This is a genomic window from Streptomyces sp. L2 (genome assembly GCF_004124325.1).
Lineage (GTDB): Bacteria > Actinomycetota > Actinomycetes > Streptomycetales > Streptomycetaceae > Streptomyces.
The window spans coordinates 7,289,059-7,315,365 of record NZ_QBDT01000001.1 but is presented as its reverse complement, the minus strand read 5'-3'; the positions used below and the strand labels follow the sequence as shown (position 1 = coordinate 7,315,365).

Annotated in this window: 9 protein-coding genes; 3 read left to right on the top strand and 6 right to left on the bottom strand. The window is 74.9% G+C overall.

Annotated features, from left to right (window positions below; translation table 11 throughout):
- Nucleotides 1-47 precede the first annotated feature (47 nt).
- The 4 genes from DBP14_RS32695 to DBP14_RS32680 all read right to left on the bottom strand — a co-directional run bounded on the left by DBP14_RS32695 (nucleotide 48) and on the right by DBP14_RS32680 (nucleotide 19,766).
- Complete coding sequence (locus tag DBP14_RS32695; RefSeq protein WP_129311244.1) at nucleotides 48-1,187, bottom strand: alpha/beta fold hydrolase; 1,140 nt, start codon at nucleotides 1,185-1,187, stop codon at nucleotides 48-50.
- Nucleotides 1,184-3,745 (bottom strand): thioester reductase domain-containing protein, encoded by a 2,562-nt coding sequence (locus tag DBP14_RS32690; RefSeq protein ID WP_129311243.1) that lies wholly within the window; start codon nucleotides 3,743-3,745, stop codon nucleotides 1,184-1,186. Before DBP14_RS32690 ends, DBP14_RS32695 begins: the two co-directional genes overlap by 4 nt.
- Nucleotides 3,746-3,778: 33 nt before the next feature.
- Nucleotides 3,779-17,749, bottom strand: a complete 13,971-nt coding sequence (locus DBP14_RS32685; RefSeq protein ID WP_241741100.1) for a type I polyketide synthase — start codon at nucleotides 17,747-17,749, stop codon at nucleotides 3,779-3,781.
- Nucleotides 17,750-18,041: 292 nt separating this feature from the next.
- Entirely contained in the window at nucleotides 18,042-19,766 is a 1,725-nt protein-coding gene (locus DBP14_RS32680) for a fatty acyl-AMP ligase (protein WP_129311242.1), read from the bottom strand.
- A gap of 363 nt (nucleotides 19,767-20,129) precedes the next feature.
- Between DBP14_RS32680 and DBP14_RS32675 the strand changes: the two genes are divergently transcribed.
- Both DBP14_RS32675 and DBP14_RS32670 read left to right on the top strand, forming a co-directional pair.
- Nucleotides 20,130-21,224, top strand: a complete 1,095-nt coding sequence (locus DBP14_RS32675) for a chemotaxis protein (protein WP_129311241.1) — start codon at nucleotides 20,130-20,132, stop codon at nucleotides 21,222-21,224.
- A 104-nt stretch (nucleotides 21,225-21,328) separates the two neighbouring features.
- Nucleotides 21,329-22,354, top strand: a complete 1,026-nt coding sequence (locus DBP14_RS32670) for a Gfo/Idh/MocA family oxidoreductase (RefSeq protein ID WP_129311240.1) — start codon at nucleotides 21,329-21,331, stop codon at nucleotides 22,352-22,354.
- A gap of 60 nt (nucleotides 22,355-22,414) precedes the next feature.
- Here the strand turns inward: DBP14_RS32670 and DBP14_RS32665 are convergent, their stop codons facing one another.
- Nucleotides 22,415-22,828 carry an SsgA family sporulation/cell division regulator gene (locus DBP14_RS32665; protein WP_129311239.1) on the bottom strand — a complete coding sequence of 138 codons (414 nt, stop codon included), beginning with the start codon at nucleotides 22,826-22,828 and terminating at the stop codon, nucleotides 22,415-22,417.
- Between the two features lie 385 nt (nucleotides 22,829-23,213).
- Here DBP14_RS32665 and DBP14_RS32660 point away from each other — a divergent pair, with 385 nt between their 5' ends.
- Complete coding sequence (locus DBP14_RS32660; protein ID WP_129311238.1) at nucleotides 23,214-24,647, top strand: SpoIIE family protein phosphatase; 1,434 nt, start codon at nucleotides 23,214-23,216, stop codon at nucleotides 24,645-24,647.
- A gap of 28 nt (nucleotides 24,648-24,675) precedes the next feature.
- On the opposite strand, the gene DBP14_RS32655 is transcribed toward DBP14_RS32660, so the two are convergent.
- Nucleotides 24,676-26,166: a hypothetical protein gene (locus DBP14_RS32655; protein ID WP_129311237.1), complete on the bottom strand. Its 1,491-nt coding sequence runs from the start codon at nucleotides 26,164-26,166 to the stop codon at nucleotides 24,676-24,678.
- Nucleotides 26,167-26,307: the final 141 nt, after the last annotated feature.

Below are 26,307 nucleotides of genomic sequence, written 5' to 3'. Positions count from 1 at the left end.
TCACATGGGTTACTGACGGGTAGGCTAGACGGCCGGTGCGGTGGCCGTCACCGGTGTGCGCCGAGGAATTCGAGGATGTGCCCGAACACGTCGAGGGCGGCGCCCCGGCCCAGGAAGGTGTCCAAGTGGCCGTAGCCGGGGATCTCCGTGTACGAGACGTCCAGTTGGGGCTGCCGGCGGGCCAGCACGTCGTGGCAGAGCTTCTGCGAGTCCAGCCACAGCCCGTTGTCGCTGCCCGAGAGCAGCAGCACCGGGGTGTCGATGCGGCCGGCGGCGTCGAGCGCGTTGGGCGGCAGGGCCCGGTAGCGGTGGTCGGTGTCGTGCCAGCGGACCACGCTGCGGGCCAGCTCGATGCGGCGCAGGTGGGGCAGGATCCACAGCGGGGCGGGGCCGAGGAGTTCGGCGAGCCGGTCGTGGGTGGCCTCGGCGAGGTTCTCGTGCCGGAACAGCGAGGCGCCGCTCCCCCAGGCCGAGTTGTGCAGGATCTGGCAGGTGGGGTCCGGGCAGCCCGCCCCGCGCGAGGCGAGCGCGAACAGCGCGGTGTACTTCGACCACAGGCCGACCTTGCGGAAGTCGACCGGGATGTGGTCGATCCGCGTCTTGAGCAGCTCCCCCGCCACGGACATCCGGAGCGAGGTCCGGCCCGCCAGCTTGGGCGTCAGGAACACGCCCTGCGTGACGACACCGGCGAGACCCGGCACCAGCCCGGCCGTCATGCTCAGCGAGAGGGACAGCGCGCCGATGCAGTGGGCGACCACGAACAGCGGCCGGTCCCCGATGCGCTCCCGGACGCGGGCGACGGCCTCGGGGATGTCGTACAGGGCGACGTCGTCGTAGGTGTAGCGGCCGCCCGACTCGTTGTACGGCAGCCGGCAACTGCCCCGCCAGTCCAGCAGCCAGGGCTCGTAGCCGTCGTCGAGGAGGACGTCGACGAGGTTGCGGGTCTCGGGCAGCGTGAACATGTCGGCGGAGGCGGTGTGCCCGTGCAGCAGCAGGACGGCGGGCCGGTCCGGCGTGCCGCCGTCGACGCGGGTCAGGCCGAGCCGGACGCCGTCGCTCGCGCGGAACGGGACGTCCTCGACGCGGGCCGGGTCGAGGCGGTGGCGCAGAGGACGGAGGGCGGCGCCGGTGCGGACCTTGCGGAGCGCGGGGCGGGCCGTCCGGGCGGGGGTGGCCTTGAAGATCATCGCTGGTGCTCCGTGAGGGTCGGGGTGCGGCGCAGGTCGAGCAGGTCCGCGGCGGCCCGGGCGAACGGGGCGGCGAGTCCGCGGCCCATCTCCAGGCCGAACCAGGCGAGCCAGGTCAGTTTGGCGGCACGCTTCTCCCGGGCGGTCAGGCGCGGGTCCACCTGGATGCCGTCGATCTGGTCGCGGACGTAGGATTCGGCGGGTACGACGACCTCGCCGAGCAGACCCGCGGCCTCGCCCTCGCGGCCGATCTCCACGGTGAGCGCGCGGGTCTGCCGCCACAGGTCGCGGCGGGCCCGGGCGTACTTGCGGCCCTCCAGCCACCACCGGCCGCCGTCGGCATCGCGCAAGGCGAGGCGGTAGCACAGGAGTTGGTGGCGCATGCCGTGCTTCTGGGGGATGCCCTCCTCGGGCCGGACCCACACGTCGCCGCGCTCCACGGTGAGCGGCTCGGGATGGACGGCGGAGCAGGTCACCGTGCCGGTGACGTCGACCCGGCGGTCCGTGACCAGCTGGTACATGCTCGCGATGGACAGGGTCAGCGCCATCGAGCAGGGCACGTCGGCGCTCGCGCCGACCGCGCCGACCGTTCCCTCGGTGGTCTCGGCGAACCACAGGTAGGGCTGGTCGTCCTTGTGCGGCAGCCGGGCCAGCCCGTCGTCGGCGAGCTTCTCGAAGGTCTTCAGCTGGGCGCGGGCGTCGTAGCGGGCGGCGGGTTCGAGGCCGAGGGCCGCGACCAGGGCGTCGGTGCGTTCGGTTCCGGCGGCGGGGCCGGTGAGGGTGGCCTCGCACAGCTTGAGCGCGGTGGGGCTCTGCAACACCCGGGACAGGAAGGCGAGTTGGGGGACGGGATCGGCTTCCAGCCGGGCGAGGGTGTCGGTACGCCACTCGTCCCAGTCCTGGACACGTACGTGCATGCCGCCGAACGCCATGTCCCGGACCACGTCGTCGAGGGTGTTGGGCACGCCGGTGAGGTTGTAGTCGAAGCCCCACGCGTCAGGTTCGAGGACCGCCGCGACCGCGACCCGGCTCACCCAGTCCACCGGGGCGGCGTTCAGGCTGCGGAACGCCGGTACGGTGCGGAAGCGGCCGAACGCCGAGATCAGGCCGCTGCTGAGGTCCTGCGGGTTGTAGGCGCCGGTGCGGGTGTGGCCGCCGATGCCGCCGGGGCGCAGCGCGGTGACGACGAGCCCGTGGTCGCGGGCCCGGCGCAGCGCGACCTCGGCGGCCCACTTGGACTGGTCGTAGCCCGAGACGAGCCGGTCGACATGGGCGAGGGGGTCGTCCTCGCCCATCGCCGTGATGCCGACCTCGTTGAAGACGGCGATCGACGAGATGTGGTGCAGCGGCTTGGGCCGTCCGGTCGCGGCGAGTTCGGCGAGGGTGAGGGCGCCGAGGACGTTGCTGCCGCGCAGCGAGTGGTAGCCGCGCAGGAAGTCCACGGCCGCCGCCACGCCGACGACGCTGTCGAGTTCGTGCGCGAGGGTGAGCCACCGCTCCTCGTCCAGGCCGAGGCGGGGCCGGCGGATGTCGCCGGGCAGCACGGTGATCCGGCGACGCACCTCGCCGGACCAGGGCAGCCGGTAGCTGCGCAGCTGCTCGCCGAGCCGGGTGGTCGCCGCCGCCTCGTCGTCCGCGCGGACCAGGCAGTACACGTGGGCGTCGCTGTGCCGCAGCAGGTCGAGCAGCATGTGGCTGCCGAGGAACCCGGTCGCCCCGGTCAGCAGAACGCGGCGGGGCGGCAGCGGCTCGGGCACGTCGGTGAACGGCAGCCGGTCGGCGAGCGCCAGGTCGGCGAGGACGCGGTCGAGGTCTTCCTGCCGGGCCCGGGTGTGGGGAGCATGCCTGACCTCGGCCGGGCTGGAGGTCGCCGAAGCGGTCGCCGGGAAGCTTCCGGAGGCCACGCCGGCCGCCGGGCCGGCCGTACCGGCCGTGCCCGGTGCGGACGCGGACGCGGAGGGGCCGGCTGTAGCGGCCGGGCCGGGTACGGCAACGGTGCCTTCCGTGACGGCGGCGGGCCGGGGCGCCGCCACGGGTATCGGTCCGCCGAGGAGGGGCAGCCAGCGGCGCGCCAGACTCATCGGGCGCGCGTCCGCGAACACCTCGTCCAGGTCGACCTCGATGCCCAGCTCGGCCTCCAGTTCGGCGACCAGTTCCACGGCGTCGACGGAGGTCCCGCCCGCGTCGAAGAAGTCGGCGTCGGCCGCGATCCGCCCGGAGGGCAGATGCCGCCCGGCGGCAGCGACGATGACGGCCACCAGGCCGTCGGCGTCCGGCGCGGCGACCGGGACGCGTGCGCCGGGCGACCCGGCGACAGCGGTCCGCTCGGCACGGGCCGGTGTCTCGGCACGGGCCGGTGTCTCGGCACGGGCCGGTGTCTCGGCACGGGCCGGTGTCTCGCCGCGCGCCGGTGCGGCCGGTGGGGCCGGCGGCTCGGGCGCGCTCGCCGTGCGTACCTTGGCCAGGAGGTCGGTGATGCCGGGGCCGCCGCCCCGTTCGATCGACTCGGCGATCGAGCGCTGAGCGGCGTGCGCCGGATCCTCGTTCACGTCACGCATGAGAGCCCTTCACGTTGTGCGCGGTCCTGTTCTTCACTGCTGCTGCTCCCAGGAGCGGAAGGCCCGCAGATGGCCGGGGGTGGCCACGACCTCCAGCCGCTCGTCCTCGGGGTCGCCGCCGCCGAGCGCGGCCAGCAGCCGGCGGGCGGGGGTGTTGCGCGGGGTGCGCTCGGCCGTCAGCCGCACCTTGGCGCAGCCCAGTTCCTCGGCCCGGTCGGCGATCCGGGTGAGCAGCCGTTCCTCGACGCCCCGGCCGAGCGCGCGGCAGCTCATGAGCCAGGCGAGGACGTCGAGTCGGTCGCCGTCGGCGCGCAGCGCGAGCAGCGCGATCTGGCCGTAGTCGCCGAACCTGTCCCGGGCGGCGGCCGTCCACACCTCGCCCTGCTCGCGCCAGCGGGTGAGATCGCCGCCGTCGGCGGAGCGGGCGCGCAGGGTGAACTGGTTGGTGCGGCGCACGAGTTGTTCGCCGCGTTCCGTGTCCGCCTCGGTCAGCTCGCGGATGTCGACCTCAAGGTCCAGCTGGGCGAGGAACTCGGCGAATCCGGCTCCCTCCCGCGCGGCGTCCCGTTCCTGTTCCTGTGCGTAGAACCGGGCCCGGAGGGCGTCCTCCGCGGTGGCCGCGGCCGGGACGACGGGCCACAACCGGCCGAGGAACGCGTCGAGTTCACCGGCGGCCGGGCAGGTCACGGAGAGAACCTGCGGGAGGGCCGCGCGCATCTTGGCGATCTCGGCGGGGTTGTCGTCCAGGAACAGGAAGCTGTCCAGGCCGAGCCCGAGGGTGCGTGCGGCGTCGGCGAGGCGGTCCGGTTTGGGTCCCCAGGCGGCGGAGAGCACGCTGAAGTGCTCGGCCTTGAGGAGGCTGTCGGGCCGGTCGAGCACGGCGCGGACGGTGGCCTCGTCGTTGTTGCTGACGAGCGCCAGCAGCGCGCCGGCGTCGCGCCATTGCAGCAGCCTGCGGGCCAGCCGGGCGCGGGGGCCGGTGAGGTCCACCGCCTCGGGGCCGGTCTCCCCGGCCACACCGCCCCACAGGGTCTCGTCACCGTCGACGGCGATGACCTTGGGTGCGGGCCGCCGTACCGCGCGGGCCACCTCGGCCAGCCGCAGGGCCACGGCCGCCTGGAAGGCCGGGGTGAAGGGCAGGTGGGCCAGCCGCTCGGTGCGCGCGTCGAAGGGGTCCTCGACGCCGTGGTCCCGGGTCCAGTCGTCCGGGCCGAGCACGGCGACGCCGGGCACGTCCGCCAGGTCGGCGAGGACGCCGTCCTCCCAGTCGCGGAAGCGGTCCTCCGGACGCGCGGTGGGCAGCACCCCGACGACCAGGGGCTTGCGCGTGCGCTCGGCCAGGGCCTTCAGCGCGGCCGGGTAGGCGGTGCGCAGTTCGGCGAGCAGCGTGTCGTCCACGGGGCCGAAGCGCTCCAGGTCGGCGGCGCGCAGCAGGACGGCGGACAGTGAGGCCGCCGGGTCGGCGAGGACGCCGGCCGGGTCCTGGAGGGCGGCGAGCACCTGGTGGTACGGCGCCTCCGCCGCCCGTCCGGCGTCCTCCTCCAGCGCCGCCTCGCACATCAGGGGCAGGTTCCCGAGGGCGAAGGTGGCGGCGAGGGCGACGACGGGCCGCGCGGCCGGGGCGGTCGGGCGTACGACGTCGTCCGCGTCCTCGGCCGTCCGGGCGAGCAGCCGCAGGAACTCCTCGCCGAGCGCGGTCGCGGTGCCGGCGTCGAGGATGTCGAGGTTGTGGTCGAGCCGGACGGTGCCCGCGTCCGGGGTCATGGTGATCATCAGGTCGAGGTCGGTGTGGCCGGGGCCCGCCGGGAGGACGTCCAGGTGGGTCAGCCGGCCCGAGAACCGGACGTAGTTGAAGTACACCTCGACGAGCGGTGCGTCGGGCCGGTGCAGGCCCTGCCGGGCGAGCGTGGCGAGGACGTCGGAGAACATCGCGCCCTTGGCGAGGATCCGCTCCAGCCGGCCGTCGGTGCGGCGCAGCACGTCGGCGACCCGCTCCCGCGCCGCCGCCTCGGCGGGGAACGGCACGGGGACGCCGAAGAAGCCGACCGCGCCGAACGCGTCCGCGTGGATGCGGGTGTCCACGGGCACCGCGAGCACGAACCGTTCCCGCTCCCGCTTCCTGGCGAGCAGCACGGTGAGGGTGCCGAGGCAGAACGCCGCGGGGGTGACGCCGAGGCGGCTCGCGGCGGCCGCGACCTGTTCCACGAGTCCGTCGGGGACGGCCACGGTGACGCTGCCGGACCGGTAGGACCGGATGTCCGGGCGGGGCCGGGCGAGCGTGAGGTCGAGCCGTTCGCTGCCTTCGAAGGCGGCGCGCCAGTCGTCGCCGGGCCGGTCGCCGCCGCCCTGCTGGGCCTCGACGAGGAGGTCGATGTCCCGGTTGGTGACGGTGCCGTCCAGCGGGGTGCCGGAGAGTTCGGCGTCGATCTCGGCGGCGACGAGCAGGAGCGACTGGAGGTCGCTGACCGCGTGGTGGGCGCCGTAGAGAAGGAGTTGGCCGCGCGGGTCGCCGTCGACGAGTTCGAACCGCCAGAGCGGCGCGCGGGCCAGGTCGAACGCGGGTTCCAGCAGCAGCCGGAGCCGCTCGGCCGGGTCCGGTTCGCTCCGGTCCTCCGTCCAGCGCAGCAGCGGGGCCGGCGGCTCGCGGTCCACCCGGAGCAGGCGTCCGCCGTCCGGGCCGGTGACGACGGCGGTGCGCAGGGCGGCGTGCCGGGCGGCGAGCCGGTCGAGGATGCCCGTGAGGATCGCGCGGTCGGTGGGTGTGGTGAGTCGTACGGCGAGGCCGACGCCGTGGGCCGCGTCGGGCATGTCCGGCCGGGCGCTGCGCAGGAGCCGTACGACGTCCCGGGTCGCGGGCCGCAGGTCGGTCTCCGGCACGTCTTCGTGCGGACGCTCGTCGGCGGCGGCCGGCGTGGCGTGTTCGGGCAGGGCCGCCGCCAGGGTGCGGGCGAGGCCGCGGATGTCGGCGGCGGAGAACACCTCGGCGGCCGGCAGGTCCACGCCCAGTTCGCGGGCGAAGGCGTTGCGCAGCCGGACCAGCATCAGCGAGTCCAGGCCGAGTTCCTTCAGCGCCGTGGTGGCGTACACGTCGACGGCGCCGCCGGACACCTCGCCGACGCGGGCCCGTACGTAGCTTTCGAGCCACTCGGCGCGGTCCGGCCCGGGGGCGGCCGCGAACACCTTCCGCACCAGGTCGTCGGTGTCCCCGCCGCCGGCCGGCGCGGTCACCAGATCGGCCAGGATCGGCCGGTCGCGCGCGGCGTCCGGGTCGAGGGCGAGGAGGTCCCCATCGAGGAAGATCGGGGCGAGCTGGCGGCGGCCGGTGCTCAGCACGCGCTCGAACAGTTCGCCGCCGTCCTCGGCGGAGAAGGCGATCAGGCCGGAGCGGCTCGTCTCGGCGGCGCGGGTGCCGGACTCGGCGACCATGCCGACGCCGGCCCAGGCGCCCCAGTCCAGGCTGAGCGCCCGCCGTCCGCTGCGGGACAGGTGGTGGGCCCAGGCGTCGAGGAAGGCGTTGGCCGCCGAGTACGGGCTCTGTCCGGCCGAGCCCAGCAGGCCGGCGGCCGACGCGAACAGCACCAGGTTGTCGGCCTCGGGGACGAGTTCGGTGAGCAGGGCGGTGCCGAGCACCTTGGGAGCGAGGACGCGCCGGACGCGGTCCTCGGTGAGTCCCGCGAGGGTGGCGTCGTCGAGGACACCGGCGGCGTGTACGACGGCGGTGATGGGGCCCGCTTCACGGCGTAGGGCGTCCAGGGCGGCGGTGAGCGCGGTCCGGTCGGCGACGTCGGCGCGGGCCAGGTGCACGGTGACCCCGCGCTGTTCCAGGTCCCCGATCCACGCGCGCGTGTCGGCGTCGGGGGTGCCGCGGCTCAGCAGCGCGAGCCGTCGCACGCCACGGCGGGCGAGCCGTTCGGCGACGACCCGGCCGAGGCCGCCGAGGCCACCGGTGATCAGGTGCACGCCGTCGGTCCGGTCGGGGTGTCCGGCGTCGTCGGGGCGGAAGCGGGCGAGGCGTGGCACGAGCCGTCCGGTGTCGCGCAGGGCGACGAGGCGCTCGTCGTCGGCGTGCCACAGCTGCGTCCACAGCGCGTCGGTGCCGCCCTCGGCGGGCAGGTCGACGAGGGTGGTCGCCAGTTCCGGGTGCTCCTGGGCCACGGCGAGCGCGAAACCCCAGGCCAGGGCCTGCTCGGGATGCGCGACGGCGGCGCTGTCCGCGGTGGTGCTGTCCCCGGTGGTGTTCTCGCCGCTGGTGCTGTCCGCGTCGGCGCCGCCGGTGCCGTCCCCGGCGGCCTGGCTGCCGCGGACGACGACGAAGAGACGCGGTGCCTTGCCGTGCCCGTGCGGCCGGTCGGTGAGGGCCCGGACCAGGTGCAGGGTGGTCAGGCAGCACAGCCGGGCCGCCGCGTCCGCGCTGCGGTCGTCGTGGATGGCCGGTGCGTCGAGCGCGGAGAGCTGGACGACGCGTGCGGGCGGGGCGTCGGCGAACGCCTCGTCGAGGAGCCGGGTGAGCTGGGCGGGGTCGGCCGGGTCGAGGACGTACCGGCCGGGGCCCTCGACGCCGTACGCCGCTCCCCTGCGCGCGACGACCACCGGTGCCGGGCCGGCCATGCGGCCGGCCAGTTCGTCGGCCAGTCCGTCGGCGACTCCGGTGTCGTCGGCGAGGAGCAGCCAGCCGCCCTCGGCGGGCGGCTCCTGGGCCTCGGGGCGTGGCTGCCAGCGGGTCTCGAAGAGGGCGCCGTCCAGCGGGGAGAGCGCGGCCAGCCGGAACTCGTCCGCAGCGAGGAGGAGTTGGCCGTCCTCGTCCCACAGGCGCAGGTCCAGGGTGGCGGCGTCGCCGGCCGCCGAGCGCAGGTCGCAGCTGACCCAGGCGGGTGCGGTACGCCGGCCGGTGTACCGGAGCCGTCCGGCGCCCGCGGGCACGAACGCCCGGCCCCGGGGAGCGTCGGCGGGCAGCGCGGCGGAGTGGAAGGAGGCGTCGAGGGTGGCGGGGTGCAGGAGGTGGCCGGCGGCCGGGCGGGCGGCGAGCCGGGCGACCGCCGAGGTGCCGTCGCGGTGGCCCTCCTCCAGCCCCCGGAAGGCGGGGCCGTAGTCGATGCCGAGGGCGGCGAGCCCGGCGTAGACGGCGGGCAGGTCCACCGGCTCGGCGCACCGTTCGCGCAGCGCGGCGAGCGCCGGGCCGTCGTCCGGCCGCTGTCCGGGGGAGGTGACGAGCCGTCCGGTGACGTGTAGTTGCCACCGCGGGGTGCCGGCCGGCGTGGAGGAGATCGTGAAGTCGCGGGAGCCGTCCGCCGCCGGCCGCAGCACGAGCTGGAGCCGTACGGGCCGGCCGGCGTCCAGGCGCAGGGGCTGGACGAAGCGCACATCGGCCAGTTCGGTGGCCGCGTCGCCGTGCACCTGGGCGGCGGCTTCCAGGGCCAGGTCGAGGAAGGCGGCGCCGGGCAGCCACACCTCGCCGGTGACCCGGTGGTCGGTCAGGTAGGCGAAGCGGCTGTCGTCGAGGTCGATCTCGGTCTGGAAGAGGTCGCGGCCGGGCTCGTCGCTGGCCTGGACGTGGGTGCCGAGCAGCGGGGAGCCGCCGGTGCTGCCGGAGGCGGACGGAGCGAGCCAGTGGCGTTCGCGGGCGAACGCGTAGGTGGGCAGGTCGGCGCGGCGGCCGTGCGGGAACCGCGCCGTCCAGTCGGGGGTGTGTCCGGCTGCGTACAGCTCGCCGAGCCGGCCGAGGAGTACGTCGTGGCCGTCGCGGCCGCGGCGCAGCGAGCCCACGCCGGCCGCGTCGATGCCGGCCTCCGCCGCGACCGCCTCGATCGACGGCAGGAGCGAGGGGTGCGGGCTGAGTTCCACGAAGTACCGGTAGCCGTCGTCCAGCATGCGGCGGACGGTGTCCGCGAAGCGGACCGGGCGGCTGAGGTTGGCGAACCAGTACGCGGCGTCCAGGCTGTCCCCGGCGACCGGTTCGGCCAGGACGGACGAGTACAGCGGGGTCGGTGCGCGGGTGCCGCGGATGCCGGAGAACCGGTCGAGGAGCCGGTCGCGCAGGGGGTCCATGAGCGGGGTGTGCGAGGCGAACGGCGTCGACAGGACGCGGGCGGGCACCTCGCGTTCGTCCAGCAGGCGGCGCAGTTCGGCGAGCGCGTCGCTGTCGCCCGACACCGCCGTGGCGCGGGGGCCGTTGACGGCGCCGACGAACAGCCGGTCCGCGTACGGGGCGAGCAGGTCCTCGACCTCGGCGGCCGGGAGTTCCACGGCGAGCATTCCGCCGTGCCCGACGAGCGGGACGACCGCTTCGGCGCGTCCGGTGACGGCGGTCACCGCCTCGTCCAGGGTGAGGGCGCCGGCGGTGTAGGCGGCGGCGATCTCGCCGAGGCTGTGGCCGACGACCCCGTCCGGGGTGACGCCGAGTTCCCGCCAGACGGCGGCCAGGGCCGCGTTGACGGCGAAGAGGACCGGCTGGAGGTACTCGGTGCGCTCCAGCGGGGAGAACTCCTCGGGCGCGCGCAGCACGTTGAGCACCGACCAGCCGACGTGCCGCTGTACGGCCTCGTCGATCCGGGTCAGTTCGGCGCGGAAGGCCTCGGACCGGCCGAGCAGTTCCAGGCCCATGCCGGTCCACTGGCCGCCGTGCCCGGAGAACACGAAGGCGACCTTGCCGCTCTGTTCGACGCGGGGCGGGGGCACGGGCCGGCGTCCGGCGGCCACCGCCTTGAGGGAGGACAGCAGTTCGTCCCGGTCGCCCGCGACGACCGCCGTACGCCAGGCGAAGTGGCTGCGGTGCCGGGCCAGGGTGTGGGCCACGTCCGTGAGCGGGGTGTCGTCGGCGAGGTGCCGGGCGAGCCGGGCTGCCTGGTCGCGCAGCGCGTTCTCGGCGCGCGCGGACAGTACGAACAGCCGCTTGCCGTGGGGTACTTCGGGGTTCTTGGGCGGCACCTCGCCGGGGCTGCCCACCTGTGCCGCCGGACGGGCCGGGGCCTCCTCCACGATGACGTGGGCGTTGGTCCCGCTGATGCCGAACGCGCTGACTCCGGCCCGGCGGGGCCGTCCCGGGATGGCCGGCCAGGCGACCGGTTCGTGCAGCAGCCGTAGCCCGCTGTCCGCCCAGTCGACGTGCCGGCTGGGTGTGCCGGCGTACAGGGTGCGCGGCAGCCGTTCGTGGCGCAGCGACTGGACGACCTTGATGAGGCCGGCCACGCCCGAAGCGGCCTGCGTGTGGCCGACGTTGGACTTCAGCGAGCCGAGGTGCAGGGGCCGCTCCGGGGGCCGGCCGGGGGCGAAGACGCGGGTCAGCGCGCCCGCCTCGATGGGGTCGCCGAGGGTGGTGCCGGTGCCGTGCGCCTCGACGTGGTCGAGGTCGGCGGGTGCCAGCCCGGACCGCTCCAGCGCGCGCCGTATCACCTGTTCCTGGGCGGGACCGTTGGGGGCGGACAGACCCTGGCTGCGGCCGTCCTGGTTGACGGCGGTGCCGCGCAGCACGGCCAGCACCTCGTCGCCGTCGCGCTCGGCGTCGGCGAGCCGCTTGAGCACGAGCATGCCCGCGCCCTCGGCCCAGATCGCGCCGTCGGCGTCGTCGGAGAAGGAGCGGCAGCGGCCCGTCGGTGACAGGCCGCGCAGCCGGCTGAACTCGACGAAGGTCTGCGGGGTCACCATCAGCGTCACCCCGCCGGCCAGGGCGAGGTCGCACTCGCCGGTGCGCAGCGCCTGGGCGGCCAGGTGGGTGGCGACGAGTGAGGAGGAGCAGGCCGTGTCGACGGTCATGGCCGGTCCGTGCAGTCCGAGGGTGTACGCCAGGCGGCCCGAGGCGACGCTGAGCGCGGAGCCGGTGCCGACGTAGCCGTCGAGCTGGTCCAGGCGGGAGCCGGCCAGGTAGTCGCTGCCGAACATGCCGACGTAGACGCCGGTGGTGCTGCCCGCGAGGTCGGCGGGGACGGTTCCGGCGCGTTCCAGCGCCTCCCAGGCCGTCTCCAGCAGCAGCCGCTGCTGCGGGTCCATCGCGGCGGCCTCCTTCGGGGTGATGCCGAAGAAGCCCGCGTCGAAGGAGTCGATGTCGTCCAGGAAGCCGCCTTCGCGGGCGTAGGACTTGCCGGGGGCGTCGGGGTCGGGGTCGTAGAGCGCGGCCACGTCCCAGCGGGCGGCGGGGAAGGGGCCGACGGCGTCGCGGCCCTCGTCGAGGAGCCGCCACAGGCCGTCGGGGTCGGTGACGCCGCCGGGCAGCCGGCAGGCCATGCCGACGACGGCGACGGGCTCGTCGGCGCCGGGCGCCGGGGTGGCCGTTCGGGGCTCCTGCCGGGGTGCGGGTGTGTCGAACACGTGGGTGAGGAGGTGAGTGGCCAGCCGGTCGGCGGTGGGGTGGTCGAAGAGGAGGGTGGCGGGGAGCCGGGTGCCCAGGCGGGTGCCGATGCGGTTGCGGAGTTCGACGGCGGTGACGGAGTCCATGCCGAGGTCGCGCAGCGGCTGGTCGGGGCGCACCGACTCGGCGGAGCGCAGGCCGAGGGCGCGGGCGACCTCGTCGCGGACGAGGGCGAGGACGCGGGCGGCGCGTTCCGGCTCGGGCAGCCGGGCGAGGCGGTCCGCGAGGGCGTCCCCGGCGTTCCGGCCGGTGCGGGGCGGGGGCAGCAGGGAGCGCCACAGGGCGGTTCCGGCGGCGTCGGTTCGGCGCAGCCGGGGCAGGTCGAGGGACCAGGCGACGAGGTGCGGGGCGTCGCGGCGCAGGCTCAGCAGGGTGAGGTCGCGGCCCTGCTCGGGCGTGAGGGCGCGGTGGCCGAGGCGGGCCATCCGGTCGAGGTCGGCGTGGGCCGCGGCGAGGCCCTCACCGGCCCAGGCGCCGTAGGAGACGGAGCTGCCGGGCAGGCCCAGGGCTCGCCGGTGCTGGGCGAGTTGGTCGAGGAAGACGTTGGCGGCCGCGTAGTTGCCCTGGCCGGCGTTGCCGACGACCCCGGCGGCCGAGGACACCAGCAGGAACAGGTCCAGCGGGGTGCCGGCGGTGAGCCGGTGGAGGTGGGCGGCGCCGTCGACCTTGGGCGCCAGGACCCGGGCCAGCCGCTCGGGGGTCAGCTCGGCGACGACCCCGTCGTCCAGGATTCCGGCGCAGTGCACCACACCGCGCAGGCTGTCGCCGGCCCGGGCCAGCACGCCTGCGACGGCGTGGGCGTCGGTGACGTCACAGGCGACGACCTCGGCCGCCGCGCCGAGCACGGCCAGTTGGGCGAGGGTGTCCCCGGCGCGGGGGTCCTCCGGTCCCCGGCGCGCGGTCAACAGAAGCCTCGGCACGCCGTGTTGGGCGAGGAGACGCGCGATGTGCCGGCCGACGGCCCCCAGGCCGCCCGTGATCAGTACGGTCCCCTCGGCCGGAACGGGGTCGGGGCTGCTGCCGGCGGGGCGGGCGCGGACGAGCCGGGGCGCGAGCAAGCCGGCTTCGCGTACGGCGAGTTCGGGTTCGTCGGGGAGCCCGAGGGCGGCGGTGAGGGCGGGTGCCGGGTCACTGTCGTCGAGGTCGAGCAGCGTCAGGCCGAGGCCGGGGTGTTCGGCGCGGGCGCTGCGGGCCAGTCCCCACAGCACCGACTGGGCGTACCCGGCCACGGGGTCCCCGTCGGCCGCGGCGACCGCGCCGCGCGTCACCCAGACCGTCCGGTCGGGAGCCTGCTCGGCGGGGAGGGCGATCAGATCCTGCAGTTCGGCCAGGGCGGTGGCGGCCAGCGCGTGGGCCGCGGCCGCCGGCGCCGCGTCCGGCTCGGGCCGCGGCCAGAAGCGTACGGCGATGTCGGCGCCGGAGGCGCTGTCGCCCGGTTCCTCGTGCGGGCCGCGCAGTGCGGCCTCCGTCCCCGGGTCGCCCGTGACGGTCCACCGCACCCGGCTCGCGGGCGGGGGCGTCCCGGTCACGGCGGTCCAGGCGATCTCGTACAGGTGCCGGGCGTTCTCCGTGCCGGTGTCCAGGTCGGCCGGGTCGGCGGCGCGCAGGCGTACGTCCGCGAGGTGTCCGGCGGGGAGGCCGTCGGTGTCCCACAGGGTCACGTCGAGCGTCACGTCGGTGGCGGTGCCGCCGGTGCGGCGCACCCGGGCGGTCAGCTCGCCGGTGGCGCCGGGCGGGAGGGCGCAGCGGCCCACGGCGACGGGCAGCAGCACGCGCCCGTCGCCCTCTCCGAGGGCGGCGGTCACATGGAGGGCGGCGTCCAGGAGGGCCGGGTGCAGCGGGTAGGGGTCGGCGGAGTCCCGTGCGGCGGCCGGCAGGGCGAGGCGGGCGAGGAGTTCGCCGTCGCCGGTCCTGACCGCCGACCGGACGCCCTGGAAGGCGGGGCCGTAGCCGAGTCCGAGGTCGGCGAGGCGGTCGTACGTCCGGGCCGCCCAGGCCTCTTCGGCGGTCTCGGGCCAGGCAGGGGGCGGGTCGGCGGGGAGCGGCAGGGAGTCGGCGGCGGAGGCGGTGGCGTGCAGGGTCCAGCCGGTGGTGTCGTGGCCGCGCGGGCGGCTGTGCACGGTGATCTCGGGCGCGGCGCCGGCCGTGACGACCTCGACGGACACCTCGACCGTGCCGGAGGCGGGCAGCACGAGGGGGCTGAGCAGGAGCAGGCCGGTGACGTCGGCCGGGTGGTCGGGGCGGGCCACGTCGAGGGCGGCGCGGCACAGCTCCAGCAGTGTGGTGCCGGAGACGACGGTGCGGCCGAAGACGGTGTGGTCGGGCAGCCAGTCCGCGGTGGCCGGGGACCACTCGCCGCGGAAGGTCCAGCGGGTCTCGTCGGCGGACTGGAGCTGGATGCCGAGGAGCGGGTGGCCGGCGCGGTCGAACAGGGCGGTGCCGCCGCCGGTGGTCTCGGGTTCGGTCCAGTGCCGCTCGGGGTCCCACGCGTAGGTGGGCAGGTCGGCCCGCTCGCCGGCGGGGACCGTGCGGCGCCAGTCGATCCGGCGTCCGTGGACGTGGAGTTCGGCAGCGCCCCGGTCCAGGCAGGCGGGACCGTCCTCGGCACGGCGCAGTGAGCCTACGGCGGTCAGGTCGTGCCCAGTGTCCTCGCCGACCGTGCCCAGGGCGGTCAGCAGCGAGGGGTGCGGGCTCAGTTCGACGAAGTGGCGGTAGCCGTCGGCGAGCATGCGTTCGACGGTGGGCGCGAAGCGGACGGTTTCGCGGAGGTTGGTGTACCAGTAGTCGGCAGCCAGTTCGCCGGTGACGGGTTCGGTGGTGACCGTGGAGTACCAGGTGATGTCGGTGGGGCAGGTGAGGACGCCGTCGAGGTCGTCGAGGAGGCCGGCCCGGACCGGTTCCACCTGGGCGCTGTGGGAGGCGTAGTCGACGTCGAGGCGGCGGACGAAGACCCCGCGCGCTTCGAGGCCGTCCAGCAGAGCCTGGAGCGGTTGTACGGCGCCGGCGACGACCGTGGCGCGGCCGCTGTTGACGGCCGCGACGGAGATCGTGTCGCCGTGCTCGGCGAGCGCTGCCCGCAGCTCGGTCTCGGGGAGCGCGATCAGGGCCATGGTCCCGCTCCCGGACAGGCCGGTCAGTGCCTGGCTGCGCAGGGCGACCACGGCGGCGGCGTCGTTGAGGCTGAGCGCGCCCGCGACGCAGGCCGCGGCGACCTCGCCCTGACTGTGCCCGAGCACCGCTTCCGGGCGGACGCCGCGGGCGCGCCAGACCGCGGCCAGCGACACCATCACGGCGAACAGCACGGGCTGGACGACGTCCACCCGGTCCAGGGAGGGCGCGCCGGCGTCGCCCCGCAGCACCGCCGCCACCGACCATTCGGTGAAGGGGCGCAGGGCGGCGTCGCAACGGTCGAGTTCGTCGGCGAAGACGGGGTCCCGGTCGAGCAGGTCACGGGCCATGCCGCTCCACTGGGCGCCCTGCCCGGGGAAGACGAACGCCAGCTTGCCGCCGGGCGCGGCCCGCTCGGGCCCGACCGTCGTCTCCGGCTCCGGCCGGCCGTCGGCGAGGGCACGCAGAGCACCGAGGAGCCCGTCCCGGTCGGCCGCTTGGACGACGGCCCGGTGGTCGAAGTGGGTGCGGTGGTGGGCGAGGGTCGCCGAGACGGCGGCCGGCGGCAACTCGGGCCGCCCTTCGAGGGCACCGGCCAGCCGTGCCGCCTGGGCACGGAGGGAGGAGAGGCTGCGGGCGGAGAGGGGGAAGAGGGTGGGGGCGGGGGCGGCGGCGGAGGCGCTTGCGTGCGCGGTGTCGCCAGCGCGGGCGCGCGGGGAGTCTTCGGCCGGGGCGACCGGGGTGTGTTCGGCACTGGCGTGCGCAGCGTCGCCGGCGGACGCGTGCGGAGCATCACCGGCGGAGGTGTGCGAGGAGTCTTCGGCCAGGGCCTCCAGGGCGCCCTCGGCCCGGGCGTCCAGAGCGTCTTCTCCCCCGGCGTGCGGGGCATCGCCGGCCGGGGCCTCCGAGGAGTCGCCCGCCCGGGGGCCCGGAGTGTCTTCCGGTGGGGCCTCCTCCAGGATCACGTGGGCGTTCGTGCCGCTGATGCCGAAGGCGCTGACGCCGGCCCGGCGTACGCGGCCGGGGTCGCGGGGCCAGGGGCGGCCGGTGGTGAGGACGTGCAGGCCGCTGCCGGTCCAGTCGATGTGGTCGGTGAGGCGTTCGGCGTGCAGGGAGGGCGGCAGGTGTTCGTGGCCGAGGGCGAGGACGGTCTTGATGACACCGGCGATGCCCGCCGCCGCCTGGGCGTGGCCGATGGCGGACTTGAGGGAGGCGATGCCGAGGGGACTGTCGGCGGCCCGGCCGGGCCCGAACACGTCCGCGAGGGCGCGGAGTTCGATGGGGTCACCGAGCCGGGTACCCGTGCCGTGTGCCTCGACGTGGTCCAGGTCGTGCGGCGAGAGGCCGGCGGTGTCCAGGGCCGCGCGCAGCACCCGTTCCTGGGCGGGCCCGTTGGGGGCGGAAAGACCCTGGCTGCGGCCGTCCTGGTTGATCGCGGAGCCCTTGACGACGGCCAGGATCCGGTCGCCGTCCCGGCGGGCGTCGGCGAGCCGCTTGAGCAGGACCAGGCCGCAGCCCTCGGCCCAGACGACGCCGTCCGCGTCCGCCGAGAAGGGGCTGCACCGGCCCGACGGGGACAGCCCGCGCAGCCTGCTGAACTCGACGTGCCCGCGCGGGGTGACCATGAGGGTGGCGCCGCCGGCCAGCGCCAGGTCGCACTCCCCGCCCGCCAGTGCGCGCGCCGCGAGGTGCAGGGCGACCAGGGAGGACGAGCAGGCGGTGTCGACGGTCACCGCGGGGCCCCGCAGGCCGAGGGCGTAGGAGAGGCGTCCGGAGGCCACCGCGGCCGCCGAGCCGGTGCCGACGTGCCCGTCGAGCTGCTCCAGCGGAGCGGACGCGAGGTATCCGCTGTCGTACAGGCCGACGTAGACGCCGGTGGAACTGCCGTTCAGGGACTCCGGGACGATCCCGGCGCGTTCGATCGTCTCCCAGCCTGTCTCCAGCAGGAGTCGCTGCTGGGGGTCCATGGCGGCGGCCTCGCGCGGGGATATCCCGAAGAAGGCCGCGTCGAAGCGGTCGATGCCGCCGTCGAGGAAGCCACCGCGCAGGGTGTACGCCTTGCCGGCGGCCTCGGGATCGGGATCGAGGAGTCCGCTGGTGTTCCAGCGGCCGGGGGGTACCTCGGTGATGGCGTCCCGGCCGGCCGTCAGCAGGCGCCACAGCGCCTCGGGCTCGTCGGCGCCGCCGGGGAAGCGGCAGGCCATGGAGATGACCGCCACGTCGTCGTCGGGCCGGGCGGGTGCCGGCCGGCCCGCGCCGGACGGCACCGGGGCCGCGGACCGCGCGAAGACGGCCCCGGCCACCTCGGCGATCGTCGGGTGGTTGAAGACGAGCGACGGTTCCAGCGGCAGGCCGGTCCGGGCGGCGAGTTCGGCGGCCAGGGTGACCAGATGCCGGGAGCCCAGCCCGAATTCGGCGAGCGGGCGGTCGGGGTCGACGGTGTCCGGGGCGATTCCGGCCGCCTCGGCGACGGCCGACGCCAGCCAGTCCCGGACGCCCTCGGAGGTCGTCAGGGACGGCTCGGAGACATGCTTCGGGGACTCGTTCTCGGGCATGGGTCAGGTGTCCTCGTGAACTCGGGCTCGGACGGGCGGCCGTAGCGGCGGCGGCAGCGGCGCCGTACGGGGAGGAGAAGGGTGTACGGCGGAGTTGACGGCCGTACGACGGGACGCGGGCGCGGGGCGGTCGGGCGGGCGGGCGGCCTGGTCCGGCCTTCGGCGCCAACGGACGACGCACCCGGTACGTGACAGGGCCCGGGCCGGTCGGCGGGGCGGCACGGCCTCCTGTGCCGTGGCCGCCCGGCCGCCCCCCCCCCCCCGGCGCCGGCACCGCCCAACGCCGACGCCGTCACCCCACGGCGGGCTCGCTCACCCTGGCCAGGCTGCCGTCCAGGTACGCCGTGCGGGTGGCCCCGCGCTGGATCTTGCCGCTGGACGTCTTGGGGATCGTGCCCGGCTGGACCAGGACGACGTCGCGGACGGACAGGCCGTGGGACTCGCCGACGGTGCCGCGGATCATGTCGGTGATCTTCTCCGCCTCACCGGCCGTGTCCGGGGCGATCTCGGCGACGACGACCGGTTGTTCGCCGTCGGCTCCGGCGTCCACGGAGAAGGCTGCGGTGCAGCCGGGGCGCAGCGCCGGGTGGGAGAGTTCCGCGGTCAGTTCGAGGTCCTGCGGGTAGTGGTTGCGGCCGTCGATGACGATGAGGTCCTTCAGCCGGCCGGTGACGTACAGCTCGCCGTCGCGCAGGAATCCGAGGTCTCCGGTGCGCAGGAACCTCCCCTCGTATCCAGGGAGTCGGGCGCGGAACGTCTCGCGGGTGGCGAGGGCGTTGCGCCAGTAGCCCTTGGCGACGCTCGCTCCGCCGACCCAGATCTCGCCGACCTCGCCCTCGGGCAGTTCCTCCTGCCGTTCGGGGTGCGCGATCGCCACGGTCACGCCGGGGCCGGGCCGGCCGCAGCCGACGGCGGCGGCGTCCGCCTCGCCGGCGTTCGGTGCTCCGTCGGCGGCGGCGAGCAGCGTCGGCGGGCTGTCGACGGACCCGCCGGTGACCATGAGGGTGGCCTCGGCCAGGCCGTAGCAGGGGTAGAGGGCCTCGCGCCGGAAGCCGGCCGGGGCGAAGGTGTCGGCGAAGCGGCGCAGGGTGGCGGCGCGGACCGGCTCGGCGCCGTTGAAGGCGACCTTCCACGAGCCGAGGTCGAGGCCGTCGAGGAGGTCCGGGGTGGCGTGCCTGAGGCACAGTTCGTAGGCGAAGTTGGGTCCGCCGCTGGTGTGCGGGCGGTAGCGGCTGACGGCCTTCAGCCAGCGGGCGGGCTGCTGGAGGAAGTGCAGCGGGGAGAAGAGGGTCGCGGTGACGCCCAGGTGGACGGTGTTCAGGACCGGTCCGATGAGCCCCATGTCGTGGTAGACGGGGAGCCAGCTGACGAACATCTCGTTGCCGTGCGCGGCGATCGCCTCGGGTGTGTGGCCCATGCGCTCGGTGATGACGCGCTCGTTGTCCAGGAGGTTCTGGTGGGTGACCACGACACCGCGCGGGGCCGCGGTGGACCCGGAGGTGTACTGGAGGAACGCGGGGGCGTCGGGGGCGAGTTCCGGTTCGCGCCAGCCGGTGGCCGCCGCGTCGGGTATGTCCTCGGTGGCGACGCGGGCGATCCCGTCGAGTTCGGGCAGGTGCTCGGCCATGCCGTCCAGCGCGGCGATCACCTCGCGGCCGCCGAGGACGACCTTGGCGTCCGAGTCGGCCAGGAGGCGCCGCATCCGGGTCAGCGCGCGGTGGTTCTGGGCGCGGCCCTGCGGGGGCACGCCCGGTACGGCGACGACGCCGGCCGAGAGGCAGCCGAGGTAGCCGCAGATGAAGTCGAGGCCGGGTGGGTAGAGCAGCATGGCGCGCGCGCCGGCCAGTCCTCGTTCCTGCAGCCAGGCGGCGACGGCCCGGGAACGGGTGGCCAGCCGGCCGTAGGTGAGTTCCCGGATCTCTCCGTCGCAGTCGCCGGTGACGAGGTGGCGGTAGGCGGTCCGGTCAGGATGGTTCGAGGCGTGCGCGGTCAGTAAATCGACCAGGGAACGTGCCATGTGAAGACTCTCACCTGTCTGCGTAGGTGGGCGAGGAGGACGAGGAGGACGTGGTGCGAGAACGCGTCGCAGGACGCGTGGAGACAGCCCCACCCGGCCCCGTTGCCAGGCTGTCGGACTCGGTCCCCTGCCCCCGGGAGCCGTCGCTCGGACAACTCCCCGTGATCCCCCCGCTGCGGTTTGCTACCGACGCGTAGCACCATAGCAAGTCTGTTTGATCGACATGCCGAACGGGTGTAAACGCTTCGTGTCCAACGGACTTGACGAAGCTGACGGTGTGTGACATCGCGGTGAACGGAAGCCACCGGAGCGGGGGCTTTCGCCCCGAATGCCGGACCCGCCGATCCGCTCTATCGTGCTGTCATGGAGCACGCACTGAGTCCCGCGACCCTCGCCGAGCTGCGGCGCCCGCGTCCCTACCCGGCGGTGTCCGTGCTGACCCCGACCCACCGCCGCGAGCCGGACAGCGGCCAGGATCCGGTCCGGCTGCGCAACATGGTGGCCGAGGCCAAGAAGCGGCTGGAATCCGATCCCGCGGTCACCCGGGAGCGTCGTACCGAGGTGGCCGAGCAGCTCGACCGGGCGCTGGCGGAGGTGGATCTGGTCCACGCCGAGGACGGTCTTGTGATCTTCGCCGCACCGGGCGAGCACCAGGTGTGGTCCCTGGCCCGTACGGTGCCCGCGCGCGTCGTCCTCTCCGACACGTTCCTCACCCGCAACCTGGTCTCCGCGCAGGCCGCCGAGAAGCCCTTCTGGGTGCTGTCGGTCTCCGCGGACCGCGTGACGCTGTGGAGCGGCGGCGTCGACCGGGTCGTGGAGCAGCGCTCGGGGGGCTTCCCGCTCACCCGCTCGCAGCCGAACTTCGACGCGGAGCGCCAGCAGCGCATCGGGGATCTGCCGAGCACCTTCCGCGACGAGGGCACGCGGCAGTTCCTGCGGGAGGCCGACACGGCGATGAGCGCGGTGCTGCGCGAGGAGCCGCGCCCGCTGTACGTCACCGGTGAGGACGCGGCGCTGTCCCTGCTGGGCGAGGCGGGCACCGTCGCCGGTTCGGCGGTCCTCGTGCGGCACGGCGGGCTGGCGCACGCCGGTCCCGAGGCCGTGTGGCAGGCGCTGCGGCCGGTGCTGGAGGCGGAGGCCCGCAAGGACACCACGTCCGTGATGTCGGACCTGACCTCCGCACGGGGGCGGCGGACCTTCGCGGCCGGGCTGGACGAGCTGTGGCAGAGCGCCCAGGAGGGCCGCGTCCGGCTGCTCGCGGTCGAGGAGAACTACAAGGCGACCGTCCGCGACCAGGGCGACCACCTGGTCCCGGCCGAGCCCGGTGACCTGGACGGCCGCGAGGACATCGTGGACGAGATCGTCGAGCAGTGCCTGGAGACCGGCGCCGACGTCCGCTTCGTCCCCGACGGCACCCTCGACGACGCGGACGGCATGGCGGCCGTACTGCGGTACTGACACCGCCGTACTGCGGTAGTGACCGGCCCCGCTCCCATCCGCGGGACGCCCCCTGAGCCCGGCGTACGCTGACGGCGTGATCGTCGGCGAGAGGGAGCGCGCGCATGGGTGACCTGCTGGGGGTGGCCGTACTCGGTGCCGGGCACATGGGCGCGGACCACGTACGGCGGCTGGACCGGGTCGTCAGCGGGGCCCGGGTGGCCGCGGTCGCCGACCCGGACACCGGCCGTGCCGGGCGGGCGGCGGGCGGTCTGGACGGGGTCACCGTGCACGCCGACGCGGTGGCCGCTCTGGACGCGCCCGGGGTCGAGGCCGTCCTGGTCGCCTCCCCCGGCCCCGCCCACGAGGAGGCGCTGCTCGCGGCCTTCGAGCGTGGCCTGCCCGTGCTGTGCGAGAAGCCGATGGTGCCGGACTCCCAGGGGGCGCTCCGGGTGGTCGAGGCCGAGGCACGGCTCGGCAGGCGGCTGGCGCAGATCGGCTTCATGCGCCGCTACGACGCCGAGTACCGGCGGCTGAAGTCCCTGCTGGACGGGGGCGGTCTGGGCCGGCCGCTGATGCTGCACTGCACCCACCGGAACGTGTCCTCCCCCGCCCACTTCACCAGCGAGATGCTGATCAACAGTTCCGTCTCGCACGAGATCGACGCCGCGCGCTGGCTGCTCGGGCAGGAGCTGACGGCGGTGACCGTGCTGCGTCCGGCCTCCTCGGCGGGCGCGCCCGAGGGGCTGGCCGATCCGCAGTTCGTGCTGTTCGAGACCGAGCGGGGCGTCCTGGTCGACGTCGAGGTCTTCGTCAACTGCGGCTTCGGTTACCAGGTGCGCTGCGAGGCCGTGTGCGAGGCGGGCAGCGCCCGGATCGGCGACGGGCACTCCATGCTGGTCACCACCCGGGGCAGCGCCGCCGAGGAGGTGCCGCAGGACTACCTGGTGCGCTTCGCCGACGCCTACGACCGCGAGGTGCAGGCCTGGGTCGACGCCACCCGGCGGGGCCGGGTCACCGGGCCGAGCGTGTGGGACGGCTACGCGGCCTCGGTGGTGGCCGAGGCGGGGGTCCGGTCCCTGCGGACCGGCGCCCGCACCACCGTCGCCCTGGCCGAGCGCCCGGCCCTGTACGCCGAAGCGGACGCCTGACGGAGCCTCACCGGCCCGGCCTCCCTGCCTCACCCAGGCCCGGTCGCGCCGGACCCGCGGTCAGACCCCGTCGAACAAGGCGCTCAGCCCCCTCTCGACCACCGCGCCCACGTCCTCCGCCCCGGCCGCCACCACGCCGTACGTTCCGCGCAGGAAGCGGCGCAGTGCGGCGGCGGGGAAGGTCAGGAGGGCGAGGCCGTGCGGGGAGTGGAACTCCAGCAGGGTGCGCGCCGGGCCGTAGGGCCGGATCCGCACGTCACCGTGGCCGGCGGGGGCGCGTAACCCCTGGTCCAGCAGGGCGCGCGCGAAGACCCAGGTGACGTCTTCGCCGACGAGGGTGGCCTCGGGCGGGAAGTCCAGGAAGACGGCCAGTGGATCGTCCGCCGTGTAGCGCAGCGTGGCGCGGACGGGCACCTCCTCGTCGTCGGCGGTGACGAGGCGGGCGTGGATGGGCTGTTCGATGATGGCGTCCATGCTTATAAGGAGTCGTCCGGCCCCCTTTCCATGACGCTAATTCCGGTCAGAGTTGGGGCGGCACCGAACGAATGGCGCCACGATGGAACACAGGATCGTCGAACCTGCGAACGAGCGCGACGACCGAGCCGCTCGATGTCCTGCAAATCCCTTAGTTTCCCTACGACTTGACCCCGTGCCCGCCTACACCACCGGCACCCGAGAGTCACTCCGGGAAGACTCTGGCATATGCCAGCTGCACCACCGTATCGTGTGTCGCCGAATCCCTTACAGCGCGTCGTGAGCTGTGCGAGAGTCGTAGCGGTCCCCACCCGCGCCCCACCCGATTGCCTCCCGTTCCCCGCCTGTTCTCCTTGGCCGTACCGTCCCCCCATCGGAGTGCGTCATGCCGTCACCGGTCTCCGCGGACCGCCCAGCAGCCCAGCCACCCGGGCGCGGCTCGGTCGAGGCACTGATCTCGCAGACGCGGCGGCTCAAGGTCGAGGTGGACGCCGTACGACGGGACACGCCGGACGACGGCATGGACCCGGAGGACCGCTGGCAGCGGGCGCTCTACGACCTCGCCGTGCGTCAACTCGACGATGTGGACGCCCATTTGGCGCAGCTGCGGGACGGTCCGGAGCCGGTGCCGCCCGAGCCGTCCGAGCCGGCCGACGCCCCCGCCCCTCGTCCGGCGCCGACGGCGTGCGGATCGCTGCTCAGCCGGGTCGGCAGCGCGGAGTGGAACCTGCTCAGCGACGAGGCGAGCTGGTCCGGGGAGCTGTACCGCATCCTGGGCCTCGACCCCGCCTCCCCCGCGCTCACCCTGGACGAACTGCCCACGCTGGTCGTCGACGAGGACCGGCCCCTGCTGACCGGGATGGTGACGGACTGCCTGGTCGACGCCAGGCCGATCGACGGCGAGTTCCGCGTCGTACGGCCCGACGCCTCCGTGCGGACCGTGCACATGATGGGCGAACCCGTGCTCGACGCCGACGGCAGCACCGCCTCCATGTGGGCGGTGGTGCGGGACGTGAGCGAGCTGCGGCGCCGCCGGCGCACCGTGCGGGAGACCGGCGACTCGCTGCACCGGCACCGCCGGCGGGCGCGGACCGAGCACCGGATCGCGCTCGAACTCCAGGAGGCCGTACTGCCCCCGTGGCGCGGCCCGCTGCGGCTGCCGCACCAGGGACCCGGCACCCTCGAACTCGCCGCCCACTACCTCCCCTCCGCGACGAGCGCGCTGATCGGCGGCGACTGGTACGACGCCCTGGCGCTCTCCGACGGTGAGACGCTGCTCAGCGTCGGCGACCTCACCGGGCACGGCGTGACCGTCACCTCGGGCATGGCGACCCTGCTCGGCGCCGTGCGCGGCATGGCCATGGCCGGCACCGAGCCGGGCCCCCTGCTCGCCCTGCTCAACCAGTTACTCGACTCGACCGTGCACCCCGCCCTCGGCAGCGCCGTCTGCTGCCGCTACCGGCCCGCGACCCGCACCCTGGTGTGGGCGCAGGCAGGACACCCCGCCCCGCTGCTCTACCGCTGCGGGACGGGGCGCGCGCTGAACGCACCGGACGGCGTCCTGCTCGGCGCCACCTCGGGCGCCGTCTACGGGCAGGCCGAGGTGACCCTGGAGCCCGGCGACCTCCTGCTGCTGCACACCGACGGGCTCGTCCCGGACCGGACCGGCACGGACGCCGGCGAACGGCTGCTCGGCCTCGCCCCGCGTTTCGCGGGGGCGCGCACCGCGCAGGACTGCGTACGCGCGGTCGTCGAGGAGTTCGGCGGAGCCGAACGCGCGGACGACGCCTGCGTGCTGGTCGCCAGGGTGACGGACTGAGCGGAGCGCCCACGGGCGCACTTGCCTGCTACGCCTGGGCGCTCGTGCCCTTGCCCCGCGGCTTCGGCAGGGCGACCCTGATCTCCTCCCGCAGCTCGTTGATCTTCGGGTACTCGGCGTACTCCGCGGTGAGCCGGTACATCTGGCGCAGCCGGTCCCAGGTGCGCCGCGAGGAGTTGGAGCCCATCGACATCAGGGCCAGCCGCGCGTACCGGTCGGCCTGTTCGGGGTCGTCGGCGATGAAGCAGGCCGACGCCATGGAGAGATGGTCGAAGATCTTCGAACGCTCCCGCCCGTCGACCCGCAGCGCCAGGGCCTTCTCCGCGTAGTGCTGGGCGTGCGCGGCCGCGCCCGAGTCGTACTCGGCCAGCGTGCGGTAGGCCAGGGCCTGCATGCCGTACAGATCCTCGTCCTTGAAGGTCTGCATCCAGTCCGGCGGTGCGACGTCGGCCCGGTCGGAGACGAACAGGTCCTCCGCGAGGCCGAGGGTGCGGCGCATCGCCTGGCCCTTGCCCATCGACGCCTGCGCCCAGGCCTCGATGGTGTGGAACATCGCCTTGGTGCGCGGCTGCAGGTCCTCGCCCGAGCCGGACTGCGCGAGCTTCATCAGGTCCAGCGCGTCGTCGGGCCGGCCGAGGTGCACCATCTGCCGGGCCGCGCGGGACAGCGCCTCGCCCGCGCGCGGCCGGTCCCCGCCCTCCCGGGCGGCATGGGCCGCGATGACGAAGTACTTCTGGGCCGTGGGCTCCAGGCCGACGTCGTGCGACATCCAGCCTGCGAGGACGGCGAGGTTGGCGGCGACGCCCCACAGGCGCCGCTGGAGATGGGGTGGATGGTGGTAGGCGAGCATGCCGCCCACCTCGTTGAGCTGTCCCACGACCGCCTTGCGCTGCAGCCCGCCGCCGCGGGCCGCGTCCCAGGCGCGGAACACCTCCACCGAGCACTCCAGCTCCTCGATCTCCTGCGACCCGATGGGTGCGGCCTCGTAACGGTCGAGCCCAGCGGGGTCGGCGTGCAGGGGGTCGTGGAGAACAGGGGCGTCGGCCTTCAGGGTCGGGTCGGTGTGCAGCCAGTCGTGCATGGCGCCGCTGAGTGCGGATCCCGCGGCGAGCGCGGCACCCGCGCCCACCAAGCCGCGTCGGTTGAGCATGAGGTCCATTCCCGTGAATTCGGTGAGGACCGCGGCGGTCCGCTCGGGCGCCCACGGCACTCCGTCGGGATGTTCCGCATTCCCGTCGTCCTGCCGTTTCCCCGCACGCCCGTGCCGTACCAGACCGAGGTCCTCGATGGTCACGACACGGCCGAGACGCTCGGTGAACAGGGCCGCCAGCACCCGCGGTACGGGATCGCGCGGGATCTCTCCCATGTCGATCCAGCGCCGCACCCGGGAGGTGTCGGTCGACAGCTGGGGGTGGCCCATGGCCGCCGCCTGCCGGTTGACCAGCCTCGCGAGTTCGCCCTTGGACCAGCCGGCCAGGCCGAACAGGTCCGCCAGGCGGGTGTTGGGTTGTCCGCTCACGTCAAGCCCCCAGGTTCTCGGCTGAGTTGACAGTAGCCCCGTGGAGGTTGCCGGGCGACTATTCGCCAGGGTTCGCCAGGGTGCGCCAGATGGTGTGCCACTGGGCATCGGGTGTCGAGTAGGAACGCGCCACCCCGACCC